This window comes from Symmachiella dynata, from assembly GCF_007747995.1.
Taxonomy (GTDB): Bacteria; Planctomycetota; Planctomycetia; order Planctomycetales; family Planctomycetaceae; genus Symmachiella; species Symmachiella dynata.
In genome coordinates, this window is the sequence record NZ_CP036276.1 from 7,745,861 (window position 1) to 7,767,809 (window position 21,949).

Genomic DNA, 21,949 nt, shown 5'->3' on the forward strand with positions numbered 1-21,949 from the left:
ATCTCACCCGAACAGCCCGTAGAAAAACCAAGATGATTCGAGAGTCGGGTGCCACTGCTGGCTTGTCCAGCACTGTTTTTCTGGTCATGCCGTTTGCACTGGCGGACAAGCCCACAACTGTCCGGTTATAAGTCGAACAATGATAACTGTTTATGGTTTTGCAGTATCTGGGATTGAAACTGAATCTCGTTTAACACTGTTTTTATAGGGGTTTTCTCGAAAATTGTGACGCTCAGAATCTGTAAGATTTCGGACATCGTCCGTTCGATCCGCAATTCTCGGCGGAGGATGGCGACGAGCACATAAGTGCTCACTGCAATCCAGATTTGTGTCCGCACTGCGTTGGGAGTATTGCCCACAAAGTGTTTGATTCGCAGATGTTGTTTGACCCATTTGAAAAACAGTTCGATGTCCCAACGCCGCCAATACAACTCCACCAAGTCGGCTGCCGAAAGCAAAAAATGATTGCCAATGAAAACAAAACGGCGGCGCGTCTCGGCATTGAAAAATGTGATGCGACGCAGGCGGTCGGGATACTTCCGAAACGTTCGGCGGTCTTTGAGCAGAATGATTTGATCGCTCCGCAATCCCGTTGTGCGATCCACGGTTTGCGATCTCTGGCGGCGGTAGGTGAGATTGCTTTTGGCCCGCACCAGGAAGAACGCTCCCGCTTGATGAAGCCGGTGCAAACGGCCGTAATCGTTGTAGTCGCGATCCATTACGTACAGCGATCCGGCTTCGACGGGCACTTCGTCGAGCATCGCGCAGTCGCGAGTTCTTGTGCCCGAAATCCGCAAAAAGCAGGGGATATTGCCTCGCAGGTCGAGCAGCGTGTGCAGTTTGATCGCCGCTTTGTCGCGCTGCGAAGGAGCCCAAGGAAACAACGTCAGCGAAAGATTGAGAACCGTGGCGTCCAACGCGTAGGCAGCGGTTTGCAACTCGCTGGGCAACGGGTCGGCGGCGTACAGTTGCCGCGCCCGGTCGATCAAAGCTAATCCCAAGTCCTGCCAGATCCGCCAATCTCTGAGGCGATTGGCATCGGCCAACGTGCTGCGTTTGATAGGCCCGCGAAACCCGGCATGAAACAGTTTCGACTGTACTGCGGTGAGGCAGATTTCGATATCGCGCAAACTTTCCCGCGCGGTCAATTGCGCAAACATCATGGCCAAAAACTGATCGCGACACGACAACGCACGAACACGTTTGTTGCCGTGATAGCGTCGCACGCAATTGTCCAATATCCGTCGCGGAAGAAACGCCAACAGTTGTGGAAACACCATCTGACCTTCGAACATTACGCGGCTCCTTTTTGCCAGAGAGAACAAAAAGGATGGCGACATCACCCCCGCGAGTTGAAGTCGTGCGCGCCTGAAAATTGCCGAAAGTGTTGAATTTCATAGAGAGTTACGACAAGAACCGAAGAATTAAACCGGACAGTTGTGGGACAAGCCGCCAGTGGCACCCTTTTTCAATTGACTTTAACGAGCGGCTCAATTCACTAAGTCGTTCGTCGGCAATAGCCGCAATGCAGAGAAAACGTCCTAACATTGACGCACGTAGGTTTGAGAGTCGATAATAAAAAGTTGTGCATTCTTTGCACCTCGACAATCCCCGCGCCCACCCCCAAACCTCTGCACTCCTACTTCAAACCCGACCAAAGCATGAAACTATCCACCCGATTTGTGTTGGCCTTCATTATTGCATTGTGCGGTGGTGCGGCTGCCTGTTTTGCGAAAGACCCCACGGCGGCGGAGTTGGAGTTTTTTGAGAAAAAAGTGCGACCGGTATTGGCGACGCACTGCTACAAGTGCCACAGCGACAAAAAACAAAAAGGGGCTTTGCGACTCGACTCACGGGCGGGACTGATCACAGGTGGCGATACCGGCGAAGCGATCGTCCCGGGCGAGCCGGGTGAAAGTCTGTTGATTGAATCGATCCGCTACGGCGACGACGGCTACCAGATGCCCCCCTCCGGAAAACTGCCGGCCGCTGCCATCGACGATTTGACGAAGTGGGTCCGAATGGGCGCGCCGTGGCCCGCTGAAGAGGTCCCCGAGTCCAAAACAAACAACGGATTTGATCTCGCTGAGCGCGCCAAACATTGGTCGTTTCAACCGCTGCAAAAAACCGATCCTCCGTCCGTGCAAAATACGACTTGGCCGCGCACGGCTGAAGACCGTTACATTCTGGCGGCATTGGAACAGAGTGGCCTGCAACCGGCGGGCGAGGCTTCGCGGCGCGTGCTGATTCGGCGTTTATCGTTCGCCCTCCTCGGACTGCCGCCGACACCGGCGGAGGTCGAGGCGTTTCTTAATGACGATTCACCGCAAGCCACCGAGCGGCTGGTCGATCGTTTGTTGGCCGCACCGCAATTCGGAGAACGTTGGGGGCGACATTGGCTCGACTTGGTCCGCTACGCCGAGTCGCACGGCCATGAATTTGATTTTCCGATTCATCATGCTTGGCGGTATCGCGATTATGTGATCCGCGCCTTGAACGCCGATGTGCCGTATGACGACTTTGTCCGCGAACACATTGCCGGCGATCTCTTGCCGCATCCGCGAATGCACCCGGAGGAACAATACAACGAATCAATCCTCGGCACCGGGTTTTGGTATTTGGGCGAAGCGACACACGCTCCGGTCGATGTGCGGGGCGACGAAGCGGGCCGTATCGACAATCAGATTGATGTGATGACCAAGACGTTTCTGGGAATCACCGTCGCCTGCGCCCGCTGCCACGACCACAAATTCGATCCGATTACGACCGCAGATTACTACGCGCTGGCTGGTTTTCTACAAAGTTCGCGCAAAAATGTGGCATTATTGGACCCACATGGAAAAATCGCCAACGCTGCTGCCGAGTTGAGCCAGCTGCGTAACAAGGCAAACTCGGAATTCACAGCGGTCGTCCCCCAACCGTCGGATGAAGCCGCCGCGGATTTTGCCGCCTATCTCGCTGCAGCGATTGATTTTTCACAAACGACCTCCGGATCAACGGCTGCGACATTCGCCCAAGAACGAGGACTCGATCCGGCGCGGCTGAGCCGTTGGGTCGAAGCCGTCAAGCCGACGGATAAAGATCAACCCGCGCAGCCCGATTTCCTCTTTAAGTCACTCGTCAAAGGTCTGCAAAACAAACCACAACCAACGTTCGCCGCTTGGAAGCAAGACGTCATTGCCGAATTGGCAACAGCTGCGAAAACGGCTGAGGACACGTTTGCCAGTACTGAGCTGTTCGCCGATTTTAATTCCGGCGACTACGGCGATTGGTTTGTCACGGGAACTGCGTTTGGAGCGGGTCCGACGCAGGCACAGGATAGCGATGCAACGTCTCCCGTAGCAGCACCCGCGCTGGCAGGCGTGGCTCATAGCGGACAATTGGCGGGCAAGCTGCAAGGCGTGCTGCGGTCGCCGACGTTTACGATCACCGGCAATCGAATGTTCTACCGCATGGCGGGCCGCGGGGGGCGGATTCGGTTGATCATCGACGGCTACTACATGAACGAATTCAGCGGACTGCTGTTTGGGGACATGAAATTCGACGTCAACACCGAGGGCCGGTATGTTTGGCGCTCGCAGTACGTCGGTAAGTATCTGGGGCATAAGGCGTATATCGAACTGATCGACGATGGCGACGGGTTTGTGGCTGTCGATGAAATTCGGATTGGCAACAGCCAACCGCAAGACACGCCTGACCCGGCAATTCTCGAATTGCTAAAAAGCGAACCGATCGATTCGGTCGCTGCACTCAGTACTGCTGCGGGAGAGCGCTGGCAGACCGCGCTGTCGAAGTGGCACGCGGGCGAAGCCGATGCGCATGACCTGCAGTTGTTGCAATGGGTCATGGCCGGTCAATTGATCGATCTGCCTGATAGCGAGTGGGCTGCGACGACCAAGCAATGGCAGGTACGCGCCGACGCGGTCCCCGCTCCGATCAAAGCCTTGGCCCTCACTGCCGGTTCGCCGGAAGATGAACGGATTCATATTCGTGGCAGCCATAAAAAACTGGGCAAAGTTGCGCAGCGACGCTTTCTAGAGGTCCTCGCCGGACCCGATCAACCGCCGATCCTCAATGCGTGCGGACGTTTGGAATTGGCACAGCAGATCGTCGATCCGACAAATCCGCTCACCGCTCGGGTGATCGTTAATCGCGTTTGGCATCATCTGTTTGGCCGGGGAATTGTCGCTTCGGTCGATAACTTCGGTGTGCTGGGACAGGCACCGACACACCCCGAACTACTCGACCATCTCGCAGCAGAATTCATCGCCGATGGTTGGTCGATCAAACGTTTGATTCGCCGGTTGGTCTTATCGCGGACCTATCAAATGACGAGTCACGTCACCGCCCCGGCCGCCGAAGAGACCGATCCGGAGAATCTACTGCTGCACCGCATGCGGATGCATCGTCTCGAAGGAGAGGCGATTCGCGATGCGATCTTGCTGATTTCCGGACGGCTCGAAAACCGCCAATTCGGCAACAGCATTCCGGTCCACCTAACCCGATTCATGGAAGGTCGCGGACGACCCAAAAAAGACGGCCCGCTCGACGGCGATGGGCGGCGCAGTATTTATATCCGCGTGAACCGCAATTTCCTCTCGCCAATGATGCTGGCCTTCGACACCCCCATCCCCTTTAGCACCGTCGGCCGTCGCTCGGAATCGAACGTCCCCGCGCAAGCGCTGATCCTAATGAACGACCCCTTCGTCAAACAACAGGCCGAGTTGTGGGCCAAGCGGTTGGTTGACGCCGAAGATGATCGTGCCCAGCGGATTCAAACCATGTACCAACAAGCCTACGCCCGCCCGCCGAGCACGAAGGAGACCGAAGCAGCGGAAGCGTTTTTAATATCACAAGCAACCGCCTACGACATCGCTGGCGAGCAAGCCACGAATGACCCGCGCGTGTGGACCGATTTGTGTCATGTGCTGATTACGCTCAAAGAGTTTACGTTTGTGGAGTGAGGCACGGAGTTAAAATAGAATTTAGGCTGTAGACTTTAGTCCTTAGGGAGAAAACACTCGTTCCCAAACTCTGTTTGGGAACGCACCCCAGCGAAGCTCTGCTTCGCAGGCAGAACAAGATGATGGACACGATCACGTTTGTCGCTAACGAAGCAGAGCTTCGGGAAATGTGGTTCCCAAACAGAGTTTGGGAACCAGGCTATATTTCTTTCCTAAAGTCTACGGTCTAAAGCCTTCAGCCTATCCCCCCGTGGTGAAATAAAAAAACCGTCCCTTTAAAAATAGCAGCCAAATTATGTCCCATTGCCGAAAATTCATCGAACAGCCTGTTTGCCGCCGCGAGATGTTGTTGCGCTGCGCCAATGGTTTTGGCGGGTTGGCCTTGGCCGGTTTGTTTGGCGAAACGGTTTCGGCCGGAAAGACATCATCGGACAAAAATCCTTTCGCCCCCAAAGAGCCGCACTTCGCTCCAAAGGCGAAAAGTGTGATCTATTTGTATATGGATGGCGGGCCATCGCAAGTCGATACGTTTGATCCCAAACCGGCGCTCGACAAACATGACGGAAAGGATCCTCACTCCGTTCTCAAAGTCGAGCCGACGCAATTCGATGCTGTCGGTAAGGTCATGCGCTCCCCGTGGAAGTTCAAAAAACATGGCGAGAGCGGACTGCCGGTCAGTTCGTTGTTTCCGCACATCGCCACCCACATGGATGATCTGTGCGTGATCAACTCCATGGTCGCGCAATTCCCGGAACACACCAACGCCAACTATTTTCTGCACACCGGACACGGCATCCAAGGGCGGCCCAGCATGGGGGCCTGGGCCAGTTATGGGCTGGGGAGTGAGAACCAGGACCTGCCCGGTTTCGTCGTGCTCAATGGCGGCTTGATTCCGCCGGGCGGGTTGGATTGCTTCAACAGCGGATTTCTCCCCGCGACGCATCAGGGCTCGATCTTCAAACCGTCAAACCCGCCGGTGGCCAACATCAAACGCGCCGAGCAAAACTCGCAATTGCAGCGCAACAAGTTGGCGCTGATGCGAAATTTGGATGCGGGGACCTTAGATCGCGTCGGACGGGTGGACTCTTTGGAATCGGCAATCGCCAACTACGAACTCGCCTATCGCATGCAGATGGCGGTCCCGGAACTGATGGACCTCAGCGGCGAAACCCCGGCGACGCAACAGATGTACGGCATGGACCATGAATTCAAACAAACACAGATTTTCGCTGCCCAGTGCCTGATCGCGCGGCGGCTTGTGGAACGGGGGGTGCGGTTCATTGAATTGACCTGCCCCAACGTGGGCAACGACCGTTGGGATCAACACCGAAACCTCAAAGAAGGCCACGAAAAAAACGCCCTCGTCGTCGACCAGCCGATCGCCGCTTTGTTGTCCGATCTCAAGGCCCGCGGCATGCTGGACGAGACGCTGGTCATCTGGTCAGGCGAATTCGGCCGCACCCCGTTCGCACAGGGGAAAAACGGCCGGGACCACAATCCGCAGGGGTTTTCGCTGTGGATGGCCGGCGGGGGGATCCAAGGGGGAATCCGCTATGGTGCCACCGACGAATTTGGCTATCATGCGGTCGAAAATCGCGTCGAAATCTACGATCTACACGCCACGATGTTGCACCTGTTGGGCATGAACCACGAAAAGTTGACGTTCCGTTTTTCCGGCCGCGACATGCGACTGACCGATGTGCATGGACATGTGCTGCATGATATTTTGGCGTGAATAATAAAAGTGGCCGGTGGTGAGTGGCCGGTGGCCAGTCAGATTATAATCCGACTGCTCCCGGCTATCATCAGCGCAAAAGGGTGCCACTGGCGGCTTGTCCGCCAGTGCAAACCGTGTGACTGGCAAGTACACTGCTGGACAAGCCAGCAGTGGCACCCAACGTTTTTAAGTTTCAGGTTTGATTTTTGAATCCGTCATGATATTCGCAGGGAGGCGAATTTGTGAATCGTGGGGAGTGGTTTCGCCGGTTGCCGTGGATGATCGTGTTTTGCACGGTCTCGTTGGCGCTGTGCGGACTGTCGGGTATTGCCCATGGTGACGCGCTCGCCGGAGAAGGTGCCTTCTTTGAACGGCAAGTTGTCTGGCTGGTCATTTCGCTCCCCGCCATGCTGGCCGCGACACTGGTGCCGTATCAGTTGTTCAAACGCAATAGCTACCTGCTATTTGGCATCAGCTTGGTGCTGTTGTTGGCGGTCTATTTTTTCCCGATTCGCAACGGCTCGCATCGTTGGATTCCGTTGGGCGTGATGAACTTCCAACCCTCGGAACTGGCCAAGCTGGCTTACATTCTGGCGCTGGCTCGCTATTTGATGTACCGCGCCAACTACCGCAATCTAACCGGACTGCTCGTGCCGTTTTTGTTGTCGCTCGTTCCGCTGGCGCTGATTCTCCGCGAACCCGACCTGGGAACGGCGATGTTGTTCCTGCCGGTGCTATTCGCCATGCTGTTCGCCGCCGGCGCGCGGACACGGCATTTGGTGTCGATCGCCTGTCTGGGCATCGCCGTGCTGCCGCTGTTGTGGATGGGGATGAGTGCGGAACAAAAGTCGCGGATCGTGACGCTGTTTGTGCAACAAGACTCGGGACGCGCTCCGGCGGGCGATGGTTATCATCTGCATCAATCCAAACAAGTCATCGCCCTGGGAGGCGTTTGGGGAAGTGAAACCACCGGCATGGCGGTCGACGACCCCCGCGCCTATCACCTCCCCGCTGCCCGGACGGACTTTATCTTTTGCATGATCGGCGAACGCTGGGGTCTGGTGGGATGTGCGGTCATGTTGATTTTGTACCTGTTTCTCTTCGCCCGCGGGTTAGCAGTCGCCGCCTCGACGCGTGAACCGTTCGGGCGTCTGATTGCCGTAGGCATCGTCGCTCTCCTGGCAGCTCAAACAGTGATCAACACCGGCATGGTCGTGGGACTAATGCCGATCACCGGTTTGACATTGCCGCTGGCCAGCTACGGCGGTTCGAGCCTGTTATTCACCTGCGTGGCGCTGGGTCTACTGATGAACGTCGCCCTGCGCCCCGGCTATCATATCGCTAGTGAGCCGTTCCGCTTTTCGCGCGGTTAATGTTAATTAGGTTCACCACGGAGGACACGGAGGACACGGAGTAAGGAAAAGGCTTTAGACCGTAGGCTTTAGGAAAGAAGTATCGACTGGTTCCCAAACTCTGTTTGGGAACCGAATTTGTCGAAGCTCTGCTTCGTTCGAGTCAAACGTGATCAGCGTCCATCATCGTGTTCTGCATGCGAAGCAGAGCTTCGCAGAAGTGCGTTCCCAAACAGAGTTTGGGAACGAGTGTTTTCTCCTAAGGACTACAGCCTAAAGCCTATTTCTTACTCCGTGTCCTCCGTGCCTCCGTGGTGAACCCATCAAAAAAAGGTGGGTGGTACGCCGCGGTTTGGTGACGAGCGTGGGGCATCACGAGAAATGGGGTCACGCTCGACTGGTGCTGAAAAGCACATTGATCGGGCAGCCGGCTGTGCCGGTCGGGCAGGGGCGGACAAGGCACCCTTGCTCGATTTCGGGGGACCGAACTGCCGTGATCAATTGACAAAACCAAAACTTGGCTGCGACGTACCACCCGTCCACAGGGCTTTGCGGGGAAGAAGTCATGGGGAAAAGACCGTTGAACAGCGGGACATCCCTCGGTCGGTGAGTTCCCGACGGCGCCCTCGTTCAACGGTCTGTTATGAAGAACACGCCGACAGCGGGGACACGGACGAATCGCGGAGGAAGGCATTGATAAACGCGCCAATCGTCCGTTGCGCTGCCGGCGTGGTTGTGATGGTCAATTTTCCATCGGCAATCTTGGTTTCCATCGAAACCTGGGTAGTTTTCTCCAGCAGTCCGACCAGCGCGGCTGCTTTGTCGTGTGGGACTTCGTAGGTCGCCCGCAGCAACGTCTCGACTTCAGTCGCCGCCGGGATTTCACAGAGTGCGTCCGCACAACAGTGGTCAGACTCGCAACAGGCAGGACAGTCGGTGTTAGATTCAGCGAACTTCGCTTTCCCACCCAACCCGCAAACCTGAGCAACTTTGCCGGCCAAGCTGGTGACTTGATCGGCCGATGTCATTCCGACTAACCGGCCCGCTTCGCGTCCGCGGATTAACTTCACCATGGTGGGCAGCGATGTCACGCGAAACTTACGAGTCATCGCCGGGTCGTTATCCACATCGATTCGCCGAATGTTCAAGCCCTGCTTTTCCAAATCAGCCAGCACCGGGGCCATCTTTTGACATGGTCCGCACCAACTGGCTCCGAAGGCGAGGATCTCCGTCGCGGGCGTCGTCGCCTGGGCTGTTGCTGTGGGTTGTCGTGAAGAACGTGTGCAACTCGCGGTGCGTTGATTTCTGGGACAGGGGCAACAGGTTTCGTCCGCATCGGCGGCACAGGCGATCGTGATGATTCCGCCGAGTACGAGACTGAAAGGCGTTACGTTCATTTTGAGAGTCCTCTTCTCAGAGAGTGGTGGGTCACATGGCAGATTGCTGTTACTGCTCACGTGCCGGGACTCAATGCAAATCGCTTGCCACTTCGCAGCACAGCGACGGAAGAATTCTTTTCGAGAGACACCAACCACTTGGCACGGTAGCGGGTTGTGAAAATGTTTTTTTCACAGCGGTCGCGTATCCCAATTTCGCGGCGCGCATCAACCGGCAGCGAGGTTGTAAAATCGTCACACCCACTTTGCACGAACGACAACCGGCAGGTGTATGAACTCAATCACCACGGAGGCACGGAGGCAGAAAGGCTGTAGGCTATAGACCGTAGGCCTTAGCAAGAATCATGGACGTCGCAAAAGCAAGCAGCGACCAACGGGAGCGGACCAATGACCTCGAGCGGCAGCTCGCACCAAGCGGCTAAGCCGCACGGCGACTGGATTGGCCGGAGTCGAAGCCCCATTTTGAGATCCAGCGCAGATACGATTGCAGATGCAACAGCGCATCGCGGGAGAGGACGCTTTTGCTGCCGCGTTGTTCGTGATGATAGCAACGAGCAGCACCATTGATCATGACTCGCCAACCCGCCTGTGAGACGCGGCGGCACATGTCGACGTCTTCAAAATATTTAGCAAACCGGTTGTCGAACGCGCCGACCTGTTCGTAGGTTTCGCGACGCAGCATCATGAAACAACCCGAGACCCAGTCGCAGTCGACCGTGCCGCTGTGGTCCTGCTCCATGCAGAGGTAATCCGCGATCGCCTTGGGAAAAATCATCTCCATTCCCAACCGCCGTGCTGCGATCGTCTTAATGGTTTGAAATCGTCGAGCGGGATGTGCGTAGTTGCCATCGGGATGATAAATCCCGCAACTGGCCAAGCCGCAATCGGGATAGGCATCCATGAATTCGACCATCCGCGAAACGCAGCGCGAATCGACATCGAAATGCATATCGGTGTTCATCAATAAGATGTAGCGCGCTGTTGACGCTTCGAGAATCCGGTTGAGATTCTCGGCATAGCCCAGCCGCTGCTCGTTGTGAATCACCTGTGTGGCGGGAAAGGTTTGCTCCCAATCCCCGGTTCCGTCAGCGGAACGATTGTCGACAAGAATCAGCCCCACATTGTCGGTCCCATCCGACGCTGCCAGCGACGCAATCAACGGCGTCATAAAGTGCCGTTCACCGGTATAAATAATGCCGACTTCAACCTCGGGACCTTGGCCACTCATGAAAACTGCCCTTTTTGAACGACTCGAAATCGCCGAGTCGTTCGGGTTTTTTACGGCTTTAAATTAGCCACAGATGAAACACAAATTGAACACAGATCAAAAAAAGTTGCTATTGGTCTACGTACTCACAATTCCAAGTCTTTTCGTTGTGCAACGAAACAACGAATGAAATACCGATTGCTGTATGTTGGACAGTGAGAGTTACATTTCTCGGTACGGCTGGTCGTGCGTGACAGTCAGCGGTCGTCTGGGGAATCACTGATCGACGGTATCGAATCTGTGTTTCATCTGTGTTAATCCGTGGCTAAGAATTCTTCTCAAATGAAACGTCATGATGCTTTACGGTAGTGGGTTTGTTGTTTGTACAGGTTGTCGATGTGATCGTTGATGAGTTGTTGTGCTGCTTCGGATTCGATCAGTTTTTTGATGTGGTGATCGACCCACCGTTGCCAACGCGAGGCGGAGAGTGTTGTCGGGGCAACTTCTTCTGGTTGGACCGATTTCCAATGCGGAAACAATCCTCGGAACCACGCGATGACCGACAGCCCGATGTCGAGCAGTTCAATCGGTATGTCGGCTGCTTTAATCGCAGCGATTTCCAAACGGGAATTGCGTCCGCCATAAATGGGGATCCACCGTCCCAAGCGCGCGGCATTGTCTCGAATCAAAAAGGTCGCCAGTTGTTTGTGAGCTGCATACATTTGTACGGGAAAGGCCAAACTCCCGACCAACGGTAAGATCCCGATCGCCAGTGCTTCGCCATAACGGACGCCGCGCCAGCGATTGCGCGCCATGCGCCACAATGTGATCGCCGTTCGAGCGATGGGAGAAACAGCCATTGGCAACAGATACCACGGATCTTTTGTGACCGCAAAAGCCGCCAGTCCGCCCACTTTGAGAGGAATCAGCACCGGCATGATCAGCTTCAAACTGAGGTGCATGCCAAAGCACCGCGCGTATTCGTCGAGTTCGTGGGAATCCGATTGTTTTTCTAAGCTGGCCTGTTCTTGGGGATGCAGTCGTCCGTCGGTCGTCCATTCCCGCAGCGACCGACGAATCATCTGCCGGCCATATTCGCGTTGATAACGTCCCGAGGCGATCAACAGGACAAATCGTGCCAGTTGCGTCCGACGTTGTTGCGGATCGGACAACCAGCGCTGCAGGCCGGCCGGCGTTATTTTGGCCAAGGCGGCATTCGTCAAGAACCGAGGAGACAGCCGGGCAAATCTCCGCTCCGGAGAAATGCGTCCCGCCTTTCGCCATTGTTTGGTTTTGCGATCACAATATTCGGAAAAGAGTTTGCGTCGAAAACTGCGATGCAGAATCGCCTGCCGCGCTGTGCGACGAGCCGTGCGATTGCCGCACATTCGCTGCAGAAACCGTCCCGGGCTGCCGGGAATCAAGCCCAGCCAAAAGATCGGTCGCGACCAGAGTCGTGACGATGAGCGGAACTGGTCTGCTGTCTTTTCGTCGATGATCTCCTGCCGTTGCCAAATGTCAAAACAACGTCGTCTCTGCGCTTTGCGAAACGTTCGTGAGAATAACGACGTACTGCGGCGGCCCAGGGCAATCTCGGCTTGTTTCCACCGTGCCGTATGTTCGATCAATGCTTCGACATCGTCGGCCAACTGTTGATATCCAGTGCGGCCCAGTTCGGTTTGTAAGTTAGGCCAATGCGCTTCGACGAAATTTCGCAGCGTCCGCGGTTCCAGATCATCAAACAGCGGCATCGACCGCATTCGCCAACCTGCCGCGAGGTAATAGGGGACGAGTAATGCCGGAATCCCAGATTCCAGGTCGACGACGACGTACTCGGATTTGGTCCGGAGTAGATTCGCCGTGGCGACCACGGCCGATTGACTCACCTGCCAACCGGAGCCGACCAACCCGCATTCGTGCATCAATGCTTCCAACCGCCGCATGATTCGCAACAGACCGTCGATTTCTTCCGGGGGCTGCCGATTGTTTCCGTTCGGATTTCCAAAACCGTTTTGCAGTGAGCGGCGCAGTATCTGAGGATCGGCGGGTGCGGGACGAATCCCCCGTCCGCGAATCAACTCGCTTCCCAAGACAAACGCGCGGCTGGAACGGTCCCAGCGGACATACAACGGTTCAGCGACGCTCACGCCGGGGACGAGTGCTTCGACAAGTCTTGCCGCAACCCGTCGGCGATAGAAACAGGCAAGAATGGCATCTTCAGAATTTTGGTAGGCAAACGGCGCTTGAAAGGCGCAGCGATAGACCGCACGTGTCAGCCAACCAGGTCGAAAGATTTTTTCGACACACAAGCGAGTGTTGCCGGTTTGGTCGCGGGCTTTGACAAGCATCGCCTCGGCGGCCCGTCCTGCCCCCAATTTGAGTAAGGACTCGATCTTCTGTGGGACCCAATTGTTGCGCGCGGGCACCAAACCAATTTTGTCGGGCGGGGAAAATTGGATTGCGCTTGTCGTCTGTGCGACGGCGACGCACGGTCGGTCCTGCATGTGCGATCTCATTCACTCCGGTCGATCCTTGACCGAAGCAGCATTCATTCGGAATCGGGTGTTCGCTTAAAAAATGAGCAACATCCGGCGGATTGTAAATCGTGTCCCGGCCTTGGCTGACGGAGGGAAACGGGCGGGATGTTAACGAATGTTCAAAATTGCAGCAACTTCGGTTTTTTTGAGATGTTCGAGGGGAGGGAAGGTCGCGCAAGGATGGATTCGCCCGATGGTGTGGTGCTGTTGTTCACAACGTAGTTAATTGACGAATGGGCACCAACGCGTTACGATCCAGCCCTCACGACGTGAGAAATCCGTATGCGCGCCGGGTCTAAAGGCGGGTCCCAGTGCAACGGAATTCCTAATAGTTATCTACCCGCCACGCTAGTCAAACGCAAAAGCTCGTCTGGACATAAACCGTTTCCAGTACACGAGTTTGCCGCATGTAGTCGCCCTGAAACGCGACTGCCGGTCACGCCGTTTTTCTGGTCAAAATCTGAGGAGATTTTCGTCGCATGCCGAATATTGTCGTCAAGGAAATTTTGGAAGCAGGTGTTCACTTCGGTCACCGGGTGAGCAAATGGAATCCCAAGATGCGGCCGTACATTTATGGTCGCCGCAACTTGATTCATATCATCGACTTAAAGGAAACCGTCCGCGGGCTGTTGCGGGCGAAAAAGTACCTCTCGCAGGTCTCTTCGCAAGGCAGTTTGATCCTGTTTTGCGGCACCAAACGCCAAGCGGCCGATCCGGTCGAACAAGCGGCCAAGGCTTGCGGAATGCCCTATGTCACCGAACGTTGGTTGGGTGGCACGCTGACGAACTTCCGCACGATTCGCAGTCGACTGCGTCGTTTGGAAGAGTTGGAAGCGCTGGAAGAAAGCGGCAAACTGGCGACGTTTTCCAAGAAAATGCAATCGTCGCTCAACCGTGAGCGGACGAAGATTTTCCGCAACCTGAGCGGAATTCGTGCGATGAACCGCCTTCCCGAAGTGCTGGTCGTCATCGACCCCCGCAAAGAGAAAAACGCCGTCCACGAGGCACGGATTTTGGGAATCAAAGTGGTGGCTTTGATCGACACCGACTCGGATCCCGATGTCGTCGATCTGCCCATTCCCGGCAATGATGACAGCATCCGCTCGATCCATCTGATCCTGCAACACCTGAGTCAGGCAATCAACGGAGGCAAAGTCGACGTCCCCAAAGATGACGGACCGGCTGCTCCCCCCGAACCTGCTCCGGTTCCGTCCCTCTAGACTGAATAGCCTCACGATGAACCGGTTGGGGCTGCCCGTCGATGGGCCCCCAACCGATTCGTATTTGCTTCAACACAGTCGCCGCAAAACCATGCGTTGGGCAGTTTGCGGCTAAACGTTACCAATTGATAAAAGAAAGTAGGCACGATGGCAGAAATCACAGCTGCCGCTGTGAAGGCACTGCGGGAGCGGACCGACCTCCCGATGATGGAATGCAAAAAAGCATTGGTGGCCGCTAATGGTGATGAAGAAGGTGCTGTTGAGTACCTGAAGAACCAAGTCGGCAAAGTGATGGACAAGCGCAAAGACAACGTCACGGCCGAGGGCAAGTTCTGCGTAGCGATTGCCGACGACGGCAGCGCCGGCGTGATGATCGAAATGATGTGCGAGTCCGATCCGGTTTCCAAAAGCGACGACTTCAATTTTCTCGCTGCCCAGTGCGCCAAACAACTGTTGACCGGCCCAGGCGCAACGACGGCCGACGAATTGATGGCTCAGCCAGTTCCGGATGATCCGTCGAAAACGCTCAAAGATCTGCACGAAGAGATCACCAACAAGATTCGTGAAAAGATGGTGATCGGTCGCGTGATCAAGGTCGACGGTCCGGTGGGCTCTTATGTGCACCACGACGGCAAAACCGGCGTGTTGTTCCAAGCAGCCGGCGAATCCAAATCGGAAGATATCCTCAAGGACATGGCGATGCACATCGCCGCTCTGAAACCCAAAGTCGCCTTGCCGGAAGAACTCGACGCAGCCGACGTGGACGCACAACGCGCAGAGTTGTCCGAAAAGGCCAAAGCTTCGGGCAAACCGGAGAACATCGTCGACAAGATCGTCGATGGCCAAATGAAGAAATTCTTCGACGAACAAGGCGTGCTAATCGCCCAAGCCTTCGCCAAAGATGATTCAAAAACGGTCGAAAAAGCACTGGACGAAGCAGGCCTCAAAGCAGTCGGCTTCACCTGCTGGGAATTGGGGAAAAAGTAGTTCCTCGATGAACCAACATTGAGCAATCTAAAACGGGCGAGAACTAATGCAGGTTCTTGTCCGTTTTTTAATGCGCACTTTGATCGTCAAACAGAAAATCGAGGGAGCCACTGGCTTGACCAGTGTTTCGCAAGTATCGCACACACGGGAAATCGCACTGGCACCCGAACATCAATCGTGATGAAGCGCTGGATGCATTAGGAGCGCCGTGCACGACGGCAAGCCGTCGGTTTGGGACGTTGCGGTTTGACGCCCGCTAATCTGTGTTTTATCTGTGTTCAATCCGTGGCTAAGAATTCCTGCCATCGCAGCTTAGCTTTTCGCCTGTGCGCTTTGTTTGCGGAGTATTCCCGCGCGCAAAGTAGCGAGATCGCGGATGATTTCCGCAGCGGCGCGGCGTTTTAATTTGGGGCCGTTGATTGCACTGTTGGCCCGTGCGAGAAGTTCTCGTACCTGTTGCGGATCCTGATCCGCGCGGCGGGCCAGCGTCTCCACAGCTTGGTTGTCAGAGAGCGACATATGCCGAAACTGCAGATCCTTGCGCAACTGTTCGTAATAGTCCCGCAGTGCCATACGGCCGTCGCCGGTACGATAGTACATGTTCCCCAGCGCGTCGGTATGGTCCACGATATTGTGTCGTGGTTGATACAACGCCGGGAGTTGCCGACCGAATCGTCGTGAGCCGTACCAGACAAACAACAGCAACAAGGCCAACATCTGCACCGTCAACGGACGCAATAAGGGATCGAACAACAAGCCCACGACCTTTGGCGCGCCGATCGAGTTGTAATATTCGTCGAAAATCACATGACTCTCCGGCGAGGCGACCGATTCCACCAACCGCTGCGCTAAGATGCCGTTGTCCTTATACGCCAACGAGCCATTGGAAAAAATGTCATCCGAGGCAATCAATAAAACGCGGCCCGATCCATACGGTTTCAACACAGCTTGCGGTGCGTCATCAAACTCGACGATGACCTCACCCCCGTCGCCGGTGATTTTCCCGGTCGATCGCCAGCGTACCTCGCCCCCGCCAAATAACGTGGTTTGTACTGGCTGCGATTCCTCTTCCTGGTTTTGTTCCTGCGCCTGCTCCAGCATCTCTCCAAGATTCAGTTCAAAATCGAACAGCGGTTCGACCTGCAGTCCTAACTCCTCAATCTTTAATGATGGATCGCCGTAGGCGGGTGCGATGATCAGCGAGCCGCCTTGCTCGACCCAATCCAAAAACACTTTCCATTCGCGTTGATCGGGTTGCCGACTCGGGCCAAGCAGGCAGAATACGTCATCGTCGTACATCTCTTTCACGGCGCTGGCCGGCGAAAGATCATTGCGGCGGGCCTCGACGAATCTTCGCTGCGCCAACAGGTAAAACGCCTTTTTGCCCGCGCGCTCGGTGCTGTAGGTATCGTTCAACGGTTGCTGCGAATAGCGCGGAAACCAGAAATGCAGCGAGACCACCGCTATCAAACCGGCCAGCCACAACCATGACCAAAATGTGGACGCGTTATGTCGCATGAAACGCCCCCAGATAATTGTCCAACGATGTTTCATAATGTTCGGGAAGCACGTCGCGGCGGCCGAAACAGATCGGTTCGTAGATCCCGACAATCTGACCCAGCGCCGCATACAACTCTTTTCGCGAACGCACCGCACGGAGATAGTCGCGACACGTCAATCCGCGGCGAAATCGAATCAAGCCTTCCCGCTCGATATAGCTCATTGCTCCCAACAACAGCTGGGCAATGGCTTCGCGCGTATTGCCGGCGGCGGCCAATTCCGCAGCGCGATTCAGATAAACGTCGGCCGACAATTCCGCCGGGGAGAGAGCAGCATCCCCTTCCTCAAATTCATCCGGCAGCCAGCTTTCTTTTTTCGGCCGCCGCTTCATTGCCGTGATCCCGGCGTAGACCACATAGACAATCAACCCGCAGATCACAGCGACGACAATCCAAAACAAATAGGACAATGTCGGTCCCAAGACGCTGCCGATCGCCTCGGCGGTTTTCTTGACCCAATCGGGCAATTCGGCCGGTTTGTATTCTGAATCGGTGATTTCAGCGTCGCTGCGGTCGTACTTCAGGCGACGAAATTCCGGTGTCGAGAAAATATCCTCGATCTCATCGCGGACGACGTTGGGATCTTCGAATGTGGGCGGCGGCGGTCCCTCCTGAGCGTTGAGCGGAGTAGCCGCCGTCGCAATCAGGATCAACCAACAAACACCGGCCAGCGCGCGGTTCGTTAGTGCGATCATGACGTGGCCTCCAGTCGATCGGCTTCCTGCGCCAACTCCAATTCCATATCCCAGCAATCGCGGCGGACGCGGAGGTCGATGTAGGTGAAGAACCACGCCAAACGCCCCAATGGATAGACCAAAAAGGCGCAAAACGTGATCAAGCACAGCACCTTGGGATCACCCCATAACAAAAATCCCATTTCACCGTCGGGGCCGAGTCGTGGGAAGAAAATGGGAACGTGAAACAAAAAATTGATTGCCAAATCAAAGACCATAAAGAAGACCAACCACAACAACGCACAATAGCCCACAATCATGCCGCCGCCGATCAACAGATCGCCAAACTGCTTATGAATCAATTTGCTGCCCCGCGTTTCGTGCAGATGATTCGACAAGTCCGCCAACACGGTCCGCTCCACGAGAAACCCGGAACGAATGGCCAACCACACGCCGGGAAACAGGCACAACACAAACCCCAGCAGCACTCGAATTGCCAGGTCCCAATCTTCAAGAAAGAACATCAAGATGACCGAGCCCACAGCCGCCCGCAATAATAGTCCCCGCAAGAACAGGCTCATCAAACGACCCGGTTTTTGTTTCAACACACGCCCCCAAGAGAACGGTTCGCCGAACGATGCCGCGGCTGTCCCACTGATGAGCAAAATACCCATGGGGGAACTGAGGACGAAAAACAACAGTGCCGGCAGACGCAAATCGTATTCGTAGAAATACGACATCACATAGACTGCGACGCAACAGGGCAAAGCAAACAGAGCCAGCAACTGTGCGATCGGCTTAAAATATTGGCGGTAGAATAGCACAGCCATGTCGAGGCAATTGGAAACGCTCAGCGGTTCCAGGCGGATGCGGACGTGATCAAACCTCATGCCACCTCCTCGCCGCGACCCGCGAGTGTGAGATACAAAATCACCAGCAGCCACAGCATGCCGCCGGCAGCGTATTTGATTTGATCCGCAATGGGCGCCGGGGACCAGAAGGCTTCGATCATGGCGGCCACCACCAACATCACAGCAGCGCCGCCGGCAATCTGCACCGCTTCGAGTCCACGGGTCCTGAGCGAATCGAGGCGCGTCCGCCGGCCGGGATGCACGATCGCCTCGCCCAGCATCAGTCCGGCGCCCCCTGCGACGGCGATGGCGGTCAATTCAAACGAGCCGTGCGAGACGACGAAACTCAAGATGTTCTCCCCATGCCCCTTGCCGACGAGATATCCGATTGTTGCGCCGATGACGATACCGTTGGTCAATAGCAGATAGACCGTGCCGGTGCCCAATAAGACTCCCATGGCGAAACAACGCAGCGCGATGCCGACATTGTTCATGATATAAAAACCCCCCATCGCCGCACGGCTGGAACCGAAATCTTCAAAACTGGACTCGGCGTACATGTCTTCCATTTGGTCGAGTTGTTGCACAGGCAGAATGCGGGTGGCCAGTTCCGTCCGGTTTTGCACGACGACCCATGTAATACCCAGCGGCAGAAAGAACATCACAGCTGCGGTGATGAAAAAGCCAATGTTCCGGCGGAAAATGCAGGGGAACCCTCTGGAGAGGAAGGCAAAAAAATCATGGCTGCGCGTCGGCGGGGCCTTATAGAAGATGTTGTGCCCCTTGGTGACCAACTCGTTCAGGTACGAGGTCAGCCCAGCTCCCCAATCGCGCGTGCGGACGATGGATAAGTCGTGACAGACTTCACGAAATAGCTGCGAGAACTGTGAGGCATCGTTTCCGGATAACTTCTTCCAGCCTTTGCTGTCCACCTTATGGATCAACGCCTCAAAGCGGGTCCAGTCCGCCTGGCGTTTTCGTCGATATTCCCGTTTGCTAATCATGCAGGCAATTCCGCTTCGTGTGACGCGTGGGCAAGTTGAAACGTTCCAAAATGCCTCACTACTGGTTCCCAAACTCTGTTTGGGAACCCATTTCTCGAAGCTCCGCTTCGAGTGCGATCATTAATAAGTACTGGCTAGTTGTGGTTCAGCGAAGCAGAGCTTCGCGAGGGTGCGTTCCCAAACGGAGTTTGGGAACGAGTTAATTACGGTGAGGTAATCATGGCTTCACCGGCGACGGCCGGTTGTCGCTGGTCCGGGTTGTGGTGATGTTCTTCGTCGGCGTCGTTGTTCATGGTGCGATGGAAGGTCACGTAGACGCACGCCAAAAAGGCCATGGGGTATTCCTCGACAAAATTCGCCTGCCCTTGGAAATTGAGTTTCTTCGCCAACACCTTTGCTAATCGCGCCGCCAGTTCGTGGCCGCGCTGATGCGTGACGACGAATCGCCGCTGCAAGAATTCTTCGATCAAAGTCAACGTTTTGTGTGGCGGAACGTAGGTGCCAATGTCTGAGCGGGATAGCGGTTGAATTTTTTCGAGGATGATCGGTTCACGCGGAAGCTGCACCTTGCGTTCTTCAATCACAACCGTTCCCGCAGCCAGGTCGCCCAGTCGGCGGAACTTGCCGGAGGTGAATGCGGAGATGAAGCCGATGCCGTAGAGTGGAATCATGTCAGCCGCGCGGAGAAAGTTACGCATCAACGCTGACCAAAAACTGATCGGATAGCCCGCTTCTTGAATCACGCGAATGTTCATCGCATGTTTGCCGATCGTCTTGCCGCGAAAGAACCCTTCAAAGATGGCGAAGTAGCCCCACTCCATCAGGAACAACAGCACCAGCCACAGGCCCACAGGTACCCCTTCGATGGCCATTTCCGAAATGCTCGCGATGATGGCCGCCACGAACAACACGATCCCGCGAATGACCGTATCGATGACATAGGCCCACAATCGCAGCGCCGGCCCCGCTAGTCGATAGGTCAACACCACGTTTTCTGGCGTTTCGATAGCGCTGTGCAATTCGACAATCGCCGGAACGTCGCTGGATGTCAGGTCGAGGGAACTCATTCAGTCGAGCGCCAACCGTCAAAGGATTGTGAAAACCAGGGAGACTTCGTCAACGGAAAACGATGTCCACCCTTAGATCGTAAACCGCCGCCCGCCGCAACGCTACTGTGTTGTGGCCCTCGTCCCCCAAATCCGCTCGCCCCGCCGCTTGTGATGTCGACAGCTTTCCAGGTAAAACAGCAGGAACTCCACTTCTTTTCTCTCCACAACGTCGTGAATTCATGGCCGCTGATACGTCTCATCATCTGATCTATCTCGACAACAACGCCACCACACGGCCGTTGCCGGAAGTGTTGGAGGTAATGCAGCGGCATTTTGCCGACAGTTTTGCGAATCCCGGGAGTCGACACGCCGCCGGTCGCGCTGCTCGCAAGGTGCTGGAGGCATCTCGCGAATCGATCGCTCAGATTCTGGGAGCCTCGCCGGAGGAACTGATCTTTACCAGCGGCGGCACCGAATCGATCAACCTCGCCATACGCGGCTTGGTTGGCACAAACCCCGGCACGATCGCCTTGCCGCACGGCGAACATCCCGCCACGCTCGAAGCCAGCCGCGCCCTGCAGCGGCGTGGCTGGAAACTGCATTTTCTCGATATCGACAGCGAAGGCCGCTTGGTCGAGGACCAGTTGCCTCACCTGCCATGGGAGGATTTGCAACTGGTTTCGGTGATGTTGGCACATAACGAAACCGGTGTAATTCAGGATCTGGGCTCGCTAGCAGCGTTGTGCCAGCAGCATCGCGTTCCGTTGCACGTGGACGCCGTTCAAGCAGCCGGCAAGATTCCGGTCGATTTTCATGTGCTGGGCGTCGATGCCATGAGCATCGGTGCGCACAAATTCAATGGCCCGCGGGGGATTGGCGGATTGTTGATCAAAGCGGAGCGGACGCTGAATCCGTTGATTTTTGGGGGGCACCAGGAAGCAGAGCGGCGACCAGGTACCGAACCGGTGGCTTTGATTGCGGGAATGGCCGCTGCCTTGGAGGCGTTTGACGCGGATCCGACGTCACGATTCCAGCAATTGCAGCAACTCCGGGACCGGTTGCAAGCGGGATTGCGGGAGCGGTGTTCACCGGTTATCGTCAATGGCTCGCAGCAACATCGCTTGCCCAATACGCTGAACATCGCCTTTCCTGGATTGGAGGGGGATCCGCTGCTGATTGCTCTCGATTTGGAAGGAATCGCCTGTTCGTTGGGAAGCGCCTGTGCCAGCGGTTCGTCGGAGCCGGCCCCCGTTTTGGTGGCGATGAATTGTCCGAACGAGGTGTTGGATTGTTCGATTCGTTTTAGCGTGGGAGTCGGGAATACAGAGGCGGAAATGGATGACGCCATCGGTCGCATCGCCGGTGTCGTGAACCGCATGCGAGACAATTGCTCCTTGTAAACAAGACCGGGTAAACAAGACCGGAATGACC

General features: G+C 55.7%; 15 protein-coding genes. 6 read left to right on the forward strand and 9 right to left on the reverse strand.

Annotated elements, in window-relative coordinates; all coding sequences use genetic code 11:
* Nucleotides 1-125: 125 nt before the first annotated feature.
* Complete coding sequence (locus Mal52_RS29440; RefSeq protein WP_145380459.1) at nucleotides 126-1,295, reverse strand: IS4 family transposase; 1,170 nt, start codon at nucleotides 1,293-1,295, stop codon at nucleotides 126-128.
* Between the two features lie 366 nt (nucleotides 1,296-1,661).
* On the opposite strand from Mal52_RS29440, the gene Mal52_RS29445 reads away from it, so the two are divergent.
* The 3 genes from Mal52_RS29445 to Mal52_RS29455 all read left to right on the forward strand — a co-directional run bounded on the left by Mal52_RS29445 (nucleotide 1,662) and on the right by Mal52_RS29455 (nucleotide 8,054).
* The gene (locus tag Mal52_RS29445) at nucleotides 1,662-4,964 is read left to right on the forward strand and encodes a PSD1 and planctomycete cytochrome C domain-containing protein (protein ID WP_145380460.1); all 3,303 of its coding nucleotides are present in this window, start codon (nucleotides 1,662-1,664) and stop codon (nucleotides 4,962-4,964) included.
* 295 nt (nucleotides 4,965-5,259) lie between these two features.
* Nucleotides 5,260-6,699, forward strand: a complete 1,440-nt coding sequence (locus Mal52_RS29450; protein ID WP_145380461.1) for a DUF1501 domain-containing protein — start codon at nucleotides 5,260-5,262, stop codon at nucleotides 6,697-6,699.
* Between the two features lie 224 nt (nucleotides 6,700-6,923).
* Nucleotides 6,924-8,054, forward strand: coding sequence for an FtsW/RodA/SpoVE family cell cycle protein (locus Mal52_RS29455; protein WP_231962015.1), 1,131 nt, complete (start codon nucleotides 6,924-6,926; stop codon nucleotides 8,052-8,054).
* Nucleotides 8,055-8,674: 620 nt separating this feature from the next.
* Here the strand turns inward: Mal52_RS29455 and Mal52_RS29460 are convergent.
* The 3 genes from Mal52_RS29460 to Mal52_RS29470 all read right to left on the reverse strand — a co-directional run bounded on the left by Mal52_RS29460 (nucleotide 8,675) and on the right by Mal52_RS29470 (nucleotide 13,141).
* Nucleotides 8,675-9,430 (reverse strand): thioredoxin family protein, encoded by a 756-nt coding sequence (locus Mal52_RS29460; protein ID WP_145380462.1) that lies wholly within the window; start codon nucleotides 9,428-9,430, stop codon nucleotides 8,675-8,677.
* Nucleotides 9,431-9,848: 418 nt separating this feature from the next.
* On the reverse strand, nucleotides 9,849-10,658 hold the full coding sequence (locus tag Mal52_RS29465) for a glycosyltransferase family 2 protein (protein WP_145380463.1): 810 nt from the start codon (nucleotides 10,656-10,658) through the stop codon (nucleotides 9,849-9,851).
* Between the two features lie 329 nt (nucleotides 10,659-10,987).
* Nucleotides 10,988-13,141 (reverse strand): hypothetical protein, encoded by a 2,154-nt coding sequence (locus tag Mal52_RS29470; RefSeq protein WP_145380464.1) that lies wholly within the window; start codon nucleotides 13,139-13,141, stop codon nucleotides 10,988-10,990.
* Between the two features lie 512 nt (nucleotides 13,142-13,653).
* Between Mal52_RS29470 and rpsB the strand changes: the two genes are divergently transcribed.
* Complete coding sequence (gene rpsB, locus Mal52_RS29475; RefSeq protein WP_145380465.1) at nucleotides 13,654-14,394, forward strand: 30S ribosomal protein S2; 741 nt, start codon at nucleotides 13,654-13,656, stop codon at nucleotides 14,392-14,394.
* 147 nt (nucleotides 14,395-14,541) lie between these two features.
* Nucleotides 14,542-15,381, forward strand: coding sequence for a translation elongation factor Ts (tsf, locus tag Mal52_RS29480; protein ID WP_145380466.1), 840 nt, complete (start codon nucleotides 14,542-14,544; stop codon nucleotides 15,379-15,381).
* A 312-nt stretch (nucleotides 15,382-15,693) separates the two neighbouring features.
* On the opposite strand, the gene Mal52_RS29485 is transcribed toward tsf, so the two are convergent.
* From Mal52_RS29485 to Mal52_RS29505, 5 genes are all read right to left on the reverse strand, one after another.
* Nucleotides 15,694-16,899, reverse strand: a complete 1,206-nt coding sequence (locus Mal52_RS29485; protein ID WP_145380467.1) for a DUF4350 domain-containing protein — start codon at nucleotides 16,897-16,899, stop codon at nucleotides 15,694-15,696.
* Nucleotides 16,889-17,635, reverse strand: a complete 747-nt coding sequence (locus tag Mal52_RS29490) for a DUF4129 domain-containing protein (protein ID WP_145380468.1) — start codon at nucleotides 17,633-17,635, stop codon at nucleotides 16,889-16,891. The genes Mal52_RS29485 and Mal52_RS29490 overlap by 11 nt, the downstream gene beginning before the upstream one ends.
* A complete protein-coding gene (locus Mal52_RS29495; protein WP_145380469.1) occupies nucleotides 17,632-18,504 on the reverse strand; it encodes a hypothetical protein in 873 nt (290 codons plus the stop codon). Before Mal52_RS29495 ends, Mal52_RS29490 begins: the two co-directional genes overlap by 4 nt.
* On the reverse strand, nucleotides 18,501-19,469 hold the full coding sequence (locus Mal52_RS29500) for a stage II sporulation protein M (protein ID WP_145380470.1): 969 nt from the start codon (nucleotides 19,467-19,469) through the stop codon (nucleotides 18,501-18,503). The genes Mal52_RS29495 and Mal52_RS29500 overlap by 4 nt, the downstream gene beginning before the upstream one ends.
* 203 nt (nucleotides 19,470-19,672) lie before the next feature.
* Nucleotides 19,673-20,536 carry an RDD family protein gene (locus Mal52_RS29505; protein WP_145380471.1) on the reverse strand — a complete coding sequence of 288 codons (864 nt, stop codon included), beginning with the start codon at nucleotides 20,534-20,536 and terminating at the stop codon, nucleotides 19,673-19,675.
* Between the two features lie 221 nt (nucleotides 20,537-20,757).
* On the opposite strand from Mal52_RS29505, the gene Mal52_RS29510 reads away from it, so the two are divergent.
* Nucleotides 20,758-21,918, forward strand: a complete 1,161-nt coding sequence (locus Mal52_RS29510) for a cysteine desulfurase family protein (RefSeq protein WP_145380472.1) — start codon at nucleotides 20,758-20,760, stop codon at nucleotides 21,916-21,918.
* Nucleotides 21,919-21,949: the final 31 nt, after the last annotated feature.